Origin of the sequence: Nocardioides sp., assembly GCF_034670285.1 — a bacterium.
Classification (GTDB): domain Bacteria; phylum Actinomycetota; class Actinomycetes; order Propionibacteriales; family Nocardioidaceae; genus Nocardioides.
In genome coordinates, this window is the sequence record NZ_JAXMNS010000182.1 from 1 (window position 1) to 7,268 (window position 7,268).

The 7,268-nt window shown below is 70.0% G+C and carries 12 protein-coding genes and 1 pseudogene; 5 read left to right on the forward strand and 8 right to left on the reverse strand.

Annotation, left to right across the window (positions count from 1 at the left end; all coding sequences use genetic code 11):
* Positions 1 to 228, reverse strand: a pseudogene (locus VOI19_RS10550) (hypothetical protein); the annotation flags it as partial.
* A gap of 38 nt (positions 229 to 266) precedes the next feature.
* Complete coding sequence (locus VOI19_RS10555; RefSeq protein ID WP_323792923.1) at positions 267 to 1,070, reverse strand: type II CAAX endopeptidase family protein; 804 nt, start codon at positions 1,068 to 1,070, stop codon at positions 267 to 269.
* A gap of 68 nt (positions 1,071 to 1,138) precedes the next feature.
* Here VOI19_RS10555 and VOI19_RS10560 point away from each other — a divergent pair, with 68 nt between their 5' ends.
* Positions 1,139 to 1,939 (forward strand): SDR family NAD(P)-dependent oxidoreductase, encoded by an 801-nt coding sequence (locus VOI19_RS10560; RefSeq protein ID WP_323792934.1) that lies wholly within the window; start codon positions 1,139 to 1,141, stop codon positions 1,937 to 1,939.
* A 2-nt stretch (positions 1,940 to 1,941) separates the two neighbouring features.
* Here the strand turns inward: VOI19_RS10560 and VOI19_RS10565 are convergent, their stop codons facing one another.
* Positions 1,942 to 2,931, reverse strand: a complete 990-nt coding sequence (locus VOI19_RS10565) for a TIGR03557 family F420-dependent LLM class oxidoreductase (protein ID WP_323792924.1) — start codon at positions 2,929 to 2,931, stop codon at positions 1,942 to 1,944.
* Positions 2,932 to 3,019: 88 nt separating this feature from the next.
* Here VOI19_RS10565 and VOI19_RS10570 point away from each other — a divergent pair, with 88 nt between their 5' ends.
* Genes VOI19_RS10570 through VOI19_RS10580 form a run of 3 tightly spaced genes read left to right on the forward strand, consistent with a single transcriptional unit; the run spans position 3,020 to position 4,701 of the window.
* Positions 3,020 to 3,292, forward strand: a complete 273-nt coding sequence (locus VOI19_RS10570; RefSeq protein ID WP_323792925.1) for a Rho termination factor N-terminal domain-containing protein — start codon at positions 3,020 to 3,022, stop codon at positions 3,290 to 3,292.
* Positions 3,282 to 3,698: a hypothetical protein gene (locus VOI19_RS10575; protein WP_323792926.1), complete on the forward strand. Its 417-nt coding sequence runs from the start codon at positions 3,282 to 3,284 to the stop codon at positions 3,696 to 3,698. Before VOI19_RS10570 ends, VOI19_RS10575 begins: the two co-directional genes overlap by 11 nt.
* Before the next feature lie 46 nt (positions 3,699 to 3,744).
* Entirely contained in the window at positions 3,745 to 4,701 is a 957-nt protein-coding gene (locus VOI19_RS10580; RefSeq protein ID WP_323792927.1) for an ATP-binding protein, read from the forward strand.
* Positions 4,702 to 4,744: 43 nt separating this feature from the next.
* Here VOI19_RS10580 and VOI19_RS10585 read toward each other — a convergent pair whose 3' ends face one another.
* Positions 4,745 to 5,173: an SRPBCC family protein gene (locus VOI19_RS10585; RefSeq protein ID WP_323792928.1), complete on the reverse strand. Its 429-nt coding sequence runs from the start codon at positions 5,171 to 5,173 to the stop codon at positions 4,745 to 4,747.
* A gap of 43 nt (positions 5,174 to 5,216) precedes the next feature.
* Positions 5,217 to 5,651 (reverse strand): Hsp20/alpha crystallin family protein, encoded by a 435-nt coding sequence (locus VOI19_RS10590; protein WP_323792929.1) that lies wholly within the window; start codon positions 5,649 to 5,651, stop codon positions 5,217 to 5,219.
* 151 nt (positions 5,652 to 5,802) lie between these two features.
* On the opposite strand from VOI19_RS10590, the gene VOI19_RS10595 reads away from it, so the two are divergent.
* Positions 5,803 to 6,102 (forward strand): MerR family transcriptional regulator, encoded by a 300-nt coding sequence (locus VOI19_RS10595; protein WP_323792930.1) that lies wholly within the window; start codon positions 5,803 to 5,805, stop codon positions 6,100 to 6,102.
* On the opposite strand, the gene VOI19_RS10600 is transcribed toward VOI19_RS10595, so the two are convergent.
* The 3 genes from VOI19_RS10600 to VOI19_RS10610 are packed head-to-tail and all read right to left on the reverse strand — an operon-like array spanning position 6,050 to position 7,165.
* Positions 6,050 to 6,646 carry a hypothetical protein gene (locus VOI19_RS10600; RefSeq protein ID WP_323792931.1) on the reverse strand — a complete coding sequence of 199 codons (597 nt, stop codon included), beginning with the start codon at positions 6,644 to 6,646 and terminating at the stop codon, positions 6,050 to 6,052. The genes VOI19_RS10595 and VOI19_RS10600 overlap by 53 nt on opposite strands.
* A 15-nt stretch (positions 6,647 to 6,661) precedes the next feature.
* The gene (locus VOI19_RS10605; RefSeq protein WP_323792932.1) at positions 6,662 to 6,988 is read right to left on the reverse strand and encodes a hypothetical protein; all 327 of its coding nucleotides are present in this window, start codon (positions 6,986 to 6,988) and stop codon (positions 6,662 to 6,664) included.
* 39 nt (positions 6,989 to 7,027) lie between these two features.
* Positions 7,028 to 7,165, reverse strand: a complete 138-nt coding sequence (locus VOI19_RS10610) for a hypothetical protein (RefSeq protein ID WP_323792933.1) — start codon at positions 7,163 to 7,165, stop codon at positions 7,028 to 7,030.
* Between the last annotated feature and the right edge of the window lie 103 nt (positions 7,166 to 7,268).

Below are 7,268 nucleotides of genomic sequence, written 5' to 3' on the forward strand. Positions count from 1 at the left end.
ACCCGGCCCGCTGGTCAGGAGCCACACGCCGGTGACGAGCAGCAGCACGTAGACGACGCCGACCAGGACGACGATCGTGCGTGAGTGTCGCTCGTGGGCGCCGCGCCACTCGTCGGGGTGCTCGCGGCCGACCCGTGCGAGTGCCGGGTAGACCAGCGCGGTGACGGTGGCCTGGAAGCCGGCGTGCAGCACGGCGGCCAGGGCAAAGGCAGTCAGGGCGGGCTCCACGATCTCACGCTAGCGCCGTCGTACCCCACCAACGGGTGCTAGAGCAAGGAGACTCGGTCGACGAGGAGGGCGTAGCCGACGAACGCGCCGATGTCGAGGAAGGTGTGGGCCACGACGAACGGGGTCACTCGGCCCCAGCGGGTGTAGAGCCAGCCGAAGAGCAGGCCCATCGCGGCGTTGCCGAGGAAGCCGCCGATGCCCTGGTAGAGGTGGTAGCCGCCGCGCAGGAGCGCGCTGATGACGATGCCGGTGCCGCGCCGGACCCCGAGCTGGTCGAGGCGGGTGAGCAGGTAGCCCAGCACGACCACCTCCTCGAGCACGGCGTTCGAGAGCGCCGAGAGCACGAGCATCGGGTAGCGCCACCAGACGTCGGGGAGGTCGGCGGCCACGACGGTCAGGTTGATCCCGAGCTCGCGGGTGACGACGTAGAAGACGACACCGACGCTGCCGACTCCTGCGGCGAGCGCGGCGCCTCGGAGCACGTCGCGGCCCCGGCGGTCGGGGCCGACCATGATCGCGCGCACCTGGTCGCCGGTGCGGTAGAGGAGGTAGATCACCAGCAGCGCCGGCATCACGCGGAAGGACGACGCCAGCAGCTGGTAGGTCAGGTCGAGCCACGGACGGTCGGGGGCCAGGCTGGGGTTGAGGACGGCGGCCTGGTCGTTCAGGTCGCCGGGAGCGGTGAGCGACTCGATCAGGCTGACGACCGAGTAGATCGCCGAACGGCCCAGCGAGACGGCCAGGACGAGCAGCACCTCGAGCAGGAGCAGGGTGCGGGTCAAGGAGACGGGCCGCGGCGTCGGTGCAGTCGCCTCGGTTGAGCCCTGGGTGTCCGACGTCACCGCCTCAGCCTGTCATGTCCACCCTCGTGGGTGGCCTGCTCGCCGAGCAGGGCTGGTCTGCTGGAGGTATGGATCTCGAGATTGCAGGACGCACTGCCCTGATCACCGGAGCGGCCGGAGGCATCGGCCGTCACACCGCCGCCGCGCTGCTCGACGAGGGGGTGACGGTGGTGATGTCCGACCAGTCCGCCGATGACCTCGAGGAGGCCCGTGCGTGGCTGGGTGAGCGCCGCAGCGTGCCGGTGCTCATCGCGCAGGACCTCTCCACCGACGCCGCCGCCGTCGAGCTGGCCGCCAAGGTGGCCGAGCAGGTGGGCGACATCGACATCCTGGTCAACGGTGCCGGCATCACGGGAGCCACCGGCGCGTTCCACGAGATCAGCGACGACGACTGGGTCGAGGCGATCACGACCAACCTGCTCTCCGCCGTCCGCGTGACGCGCGCCCTTCTCCCGGCGCTCCGCCGTGGCGGCTGGGGTCGCATCGTCTACGTGAACTCCGAGGACGCCGTCCAGCCCTACGACGACGAGCTGCCCTACTGCGCGTCCAAGGCCGGGCTGCTCTCGTTCGCCAAGGGCCTCTCGCGCTCGTACGCCGACGAGGGGCTGCTGGTGAACTCGGTCTCGCCGGCGTTCATCAACACCCCGATGACCGACGCGATGATGGAGAAGCGTGCCGACGAGAAGGGCACCGACATGGACGGCGCCATCGACTCCTTCCTCGACGAGGAGCGCCCCTACATGGAGCTCGGCCGTCGCGGCCTCCCCGAGGAGGTGGCGTCGGTGATCGCCTTCCTGTGCTCCGAGCGGGCCAGCTTTGTCAACGGCTCCAACTACCGCGTCGACTCGGGGTCGGTCGCGACCCTCTGACCTCAGGAGTCGGCGGCGCGGAGCTTGTCGAGCAGCGGACCCGCGGCCTCGGCCAGGAACTGATCCTGGAACGCGTCACCGACCTGCACCACCGCGACGTCGGTGAACCCCGCGTCCTTGAAGGCCATCACCTTCTCGACGATGGCGTCGAGGTCGGGTCCGCACGGGATGTTGGCGGCAACGTCGTCGGGGGTGACGAACTGCGTCGCGCCGGCGAAGCCGGCGGGCGTCGGGAGGTCGGCGTTGACGGACCAGCCGCCGGCGAACCACCGGAACTGCTCGTGGGCGACGGCGGTCGCACGCTCGACGTCCGGAGCCCAGCAGATGGGGATCTGGCCGATGGCACGGGCGCCGTTCGCGCCGATCTTGGTGGCTCCGTCGACGTCGTTCCATGCCGTGACCAGCGAGTGGTCCGGCTCGACGGCGACCAGGTGGTCGGCAATCGGGGCGAAGCGCTCGACCGAGCGGGCGCCCGAGACGGCGACGGCGAGGTCGACGCCGTCATCCGGGACGTCCCAGACGCGAGCCGAGTCGACCTGGAAGTGCTCGCCCCGGAAGTCGGTGAGCTCGCCGGTGTGAAGTCGACGGATGATCTCGATCGCCTCGACCAGCATCGTCTGGCGCGTGGCGACCGTCGGCCAGCCGGCCCCGACGACGTGCTCGTTGAGGTTCTCCCCCGAGCCGAGCCCGAGGGTGAAGCGTCCTTCGGCCAGCAGCTGGAGGGTCGCGGCCTTCTGGGCGACCACGGCTGGGTGGTAGCGCATGGTCGGGCAGGTCACGTAGGTCATCAGCTCGACCCGCGAGGTGGCCTGGGCCACGGCGCCCAGGAGGGTCCAGGCGTACGGCGCGTGGCCCTGCTCGGTGAGCCACGGCGAGTAGTGGTCGCTGCTCACCTCGAAGTCGAAGCCCAGCTCCTCGGCCCGCTGCGCGTAGGAGACCAGCTCGCGCGGTCCGCTCTGCTCGGTCATCAACGTGTACCCGAATCGCGTCATGCTCCTGATCCTGCGCTCGCTGCAGGATCGGCTACCTCACCCACAGGGACGGTGACGAGCGCCAAGGCCCGTAACTACCGTCGAGCTCATGCCGAAGAACGAGGAACCGGGCCCCAGCGTCAAGGACGACGAGCTGTACGAGAAGCTCCGCGACGAGGGCAACAGCAAGGAGAAGTCGGCGCGGATCGCCAATGCCGCCGCCCGCGACGGTCGCTCCGAGGTCGGGGAGCGCGGCGGCTCCTCGCCGTCCTACGAGGACTGGACGGTCGACGACCTCCGCTCGCGCGCCGCGGAGCTGGAGATCGAGGGCCGCTCCGACATGCGCAAGGACGAGCTGATCGAGGCGTTGCGTGAGCACTGAGTCGAGCAGGACGACACGGCACCCGTTCGAGTTCGCGCCGGCCTACCGCCTGGCCGGGCTGCCCTTCGGGATCACCCCGCGGACCGCCTGGGTGGAGATCGGGCCCGCGGGACTCGAGGTGCGCTACGGCCTGTGGCGGCTGAGGACCCCGGTGTCCAACATCGAGGACGCGACCCTCACCGGTGACTTCGGCTTCCTCAAGACGGCCGGGCCGCCGCACCTCTCCTTCGCCGATCGCGGCATCAGCTTCACCACCAACGCCCGGTCCGCCTTGTGCGTGCAGTTCCACCAGCCGGTGAAGGGCATCGACCCGACCGGCCGGATCGTCCACCCGGGGGCCACTCTCTCGGTGCGCGACCCTGAGGCGCTGCTGGCCGACATCCGGCGCCTCAACGCCGATCGGTGAGGGCTGGACCAGACACGGGGTAGACGGAGTGAGTAGCGTCCGGGGTATGCACGTACGGGCTGGCGCCGAGGTCGACACGGTGGTCGCCCAGGTCCTGGACGCACTCGTCCGGGTCTCGGGCGCACGCCGTGCGGGCCTTGCCCTGTCCGAAGGCGCTGGGCGTCGGCTCCGCTTCACGAGCAGCGACCGCGACCTCGAGGTCACGCCGGACGGCGAGGTGGGCCTCCGCTGGGACCACATCGACGCCTACGACCACCAGCCCCTGACCAGCGTCGTGCGCACCGGCAAACCGGTGATGGGAGTCCTGGCGCTGATGGCGGCGCAGTACCCCGACTTCGCGGAGTCCCTCCGCGGCGAGGAGATCGTCGCTGTGGCGGCCGTCCCGCTGCGATCTCGCACCGACATCCTCGGCGGGATCGTGCTCCTCTACGACGTCCCGCAGCCGTTCGGTGCCCAGCAGATCGCCCAGCTGGAGTTCACCGCGACCCGCGCGGCCACCGAACTGCGCGAGGCCGGCCGGCCCTTGAGCCCGATGGTGCCGCTCCGGCCCGACGGACCAGGGGGTTCCGACGACTCGGAGGCCGAGAAGCCCGGGGAGCCGGACCACGAGGTGGCCGACCTCGAGATGGACGCGACGCCGGTCGCGGTGGCTCGCGTACGGCGGTTCGCTCGTCAGCAGCTGCAGCAGTGGGGAGTCGAGGAGGACGTCCTCGACGCCGTGGTGCTGTGCGTCTCCGAGCTGGTCACCAACGTGGTGATGCACGCGGGGTCCAAGGCGTGGATCCGTCTGACGCGGGACGACGACCGGGTCGGGGTGACGGTGCGCGACGGCGGCGGACCGGCGCTGTTCGCGGTGTCCTCGAGCAAGAGCGCCGAGGCGCTGCAGGTGCACGGTCGAGGCCTCCAGCTGGTGGAGTCGCTCTCGGACGAGTGGGGCTCGGAGATCGCCCACGGCGGCACCACCGTGTGGTGCGTGTTCTGGCGTGCCGCGGCGACCGCCTGAGCGACTCCTGCTCCGAGGCCCGCTCGTCGCGGCGCCGAAGTGGTCAGCGCTTCTCGGCGGCCTTGATGACGCCGGTGAGCAGGCCCGCGATGGCCTGCTTGAGCACCGGGGCGAGCACCAGGCCGAGACCCGGGAGAGCCGGTGTCGACTGCACGCGGTAGTCGATCCGGCTCCCCCCGGGAGTCGCGGTGATCTCCACGGTGCCGACGTGCTCGCGCACGGGCAGACCGCTGATGAGCTTGTAGGCGAAACGGGTCGGTCGCTCGAAGACCGTCACCTCCTCGACCTGGGTCGGACCGACGACGCCGATGCGACGCCGGGCCCCGACACCGTTGGTGTCGGTGTCGCCCGGCCGCTCGAGGACGCTCGTGCGTAACGGCGTCATGTCCTTGTAGGACGCGTGGTCGGTCAGCGTGTCGAAGACCGCTTCCGGAGTGGCGGTGGAGGTGCGGGTCAGCTCGAAGTCGATCACGTGCGACATCCTGTCCCACGCAGCGACCGACCCGTCTCGCCGGTCAGCTGGTGATCGCTGCGTGCTCCTTGCGGTCCGAGGCGCCGTCGGTCACCTCGATCTTGCGAGGCTTGGCCCGCTCGGCCACCGGTACGACGAGGCGCAGGACGCCGGCGTCGTACGACGCGTCGATCCTCTCGAGGTCGAGGTTGTCACCGAGCACGAGCTGGCGCGTGAAGGTGCCCCGCGTGCGCTCGCTCGCGAGCATCTGCCAGTCGCCGTTGCGGGCGAGGCGCTCGGCCCGAACGGTGAGCACGTTGCGCTCCACGTCGAGATCGATCGTGTCGCGGGCGACGCCGGGCAGGTCGAACTCGATCACGAACTGGTCGCCCTCGCGCCAGGCGTCCATCGGCATCGTGGCCGGACGGCTGGTGGTGCCGAGGAGCTGCTGGGTGAGGCGGTCGAGGTCGCGGAACGGGTCGGTGTTGCGGATCAGCATGATGTCCTCCTGGTCTGATGAGGGGGAGGCTCTCGCCTCCGGTAGCGATAGTGGTGACGTCAAGAAATATATATTCGTGACGTCAGGTTTTTTATAACCGATGCGCTAGCCTGAGGCAAGCATGGATCACGAAAAAACACGAGGAGGTCCCATGCCGCGCCACGGCGAAGCGGTGTACGCCATCTCGGTGGCAGCCGACATGGTGTCGATGCAGGTGCAGAACCTGCGTGTCTACGAGCGCCACGGGCTCGTCACTCCGACGCGCACCTCGGGCGGCACCCGGCTCTACAGCCAGTTCGACCTCGATCAGCTCCATCGCGTGCGCGAGCTCCTGGCCGACGGGTTGAACCTCGCCGGGATCACCCGGGTCGTGGCGCTGGAGGCGGAGGTCGCCCGGCTCAAGCGTCGACTGGCCGACGCGCGCGACGACGCCGCACCCACGCGGCGGTGATGAGGGTCAACCCGACGACCGTGATCGCCAGGTCGATGGGAGCCACGATCGAGCCGTAGTGCGCCGGGTCGTAGTAGCTCACCGGGCTCTCGAAGCGGTAGGACCAGTCGAAGGGGAACAGCAGCAGCGGGCCGTCGTCGTGGTGCACCCCGATGTCGAGCACCGTGTGCACGGCGCACCCGAGCGCAAAGGCTTGGAGCGCTCCACCGAGGCGGGTGTACGCCGTCCGCCGGCGCGCCCAGGTGCCGGCGCCGGCGAGCGCGACGAGCACGAGCGGGGCGTGCAGCAGGTTGTGCGCGACGAGGAAGAGCGGCTCGTTGTAGAAGAGGTCGTCGAAGACCAGCCGGAAGGTCTCGTCGAGCGAGAGGCCGCGGACCGCTGGGTAGAAGATCGCTGCGCCCGCGGTCAGGGCGTAGAGCCCGACGTCGGGTGCGAGGCCGCCGAGCACGAACAGCCGGCGGCGCAGACGGTCGCCGAGGAACGCCGTACCGCGACGGCCGTGGGCGAGCGCGACGTTGATGACGACGTGCGTGGGGGTGATCACGGTGGCGCGGTCGCGCTAGCCGTCCTGCTCGAGGCGACGCTCGTGGAGGCGCTGCTGCGCCTCGGGGAGGTAGGCCAGGCACGGGGCCTGGGCTGCCGGATCGCCGGCGTGCTGCTCGTGGAGGTGGAAGATCCACCGGTCCATCGCCGCGAGGTAGCCGTTGTCGGCGCCGGGGCGGTAGACCGACCACGCGCGTGCGCCCTTGGCGGTCTTGGTCGTGCAGGTGCGGCACGCGATCTTGTAGGCGAAGCCGCCCTCGGCGTCGAGGTCGATCTTGACGAGCCCCAGGTCGCCGGCCTCCTTGGTCGCCTTCCGCTCGCGCGCAGCCTTGCTGGCCACCATGCCTCGTACCCCTCGTCGCTCGCTTGCCCGGTCTGCCGGTCAGCCGACAGCGTACGGCGCCTGGGATGAACGGCCCTGGAAGGCCAGGATCGCAGGGTTGACGACGTTGCCGTCGAGGATCTCGATCGCCCGACGCACGGTCTCGTCGGAGCGCCAGGAGGTCGGGCCCAGTGCCAACAATTACATGGTCGAGGCAGGCTCGATCTGACCAGGGCGTATAACATCAGCATATAGGGCGGCGTGGGCTTGATCTGCGGCACCGACTCACTTTACGAAAGAG

Coding starts and splice junctions, on each gene's coding strand:
- VOI19_RS10560 (WP_323792934.1), top strand. CDS start 1,139: ATGGATCTCGAGATTGCAGGACGCACTGCCCTGATCACCGGAGCGGCC.
- VOI19_RS10565 (WP_323792924.1), bottom strand. CDS start 2,931: ATGACGCGATTCGGGTACACGTTGATGACCGAGCAGAGCGGACCGCGC.
- VOI19_RS10570 (WP_323792925.1), top strand. CDS start 3,020: ATGCCGAAGAACGAGGAACCGGGCCCCAGCGTCAAGGACGACGAGCTG.
- VOI19_RS10580 (WP_323792927.1), top strand. CDS start 3,745: ATGCACGTACGGGCTGGCGCCGAGGTCGACACGGTGGTCGCCCAGGTC.
- VOI19_RS10590 (WP_323792929.1), bottom strand. CDS start 5,651: ATGCTGATCCGCAACACCGACCCGTTCCGCGACCTCGACCGCCTCACC.
- VOI19_RS10595 (WP_323792930.1), top strand. CDS start 5,803: ATGCCGCGCCACGGCGAAGCGGTGTACGCCATCTCGGTGGCAGCCGAC.
- VOI19_RS10605 (WP_323792932.1), bottom strand. CDS start 6,988: ATGGTGGCCAGCAAGGCTGCGCGCGAGCGGAAGGCGACCAAGGAGGCC.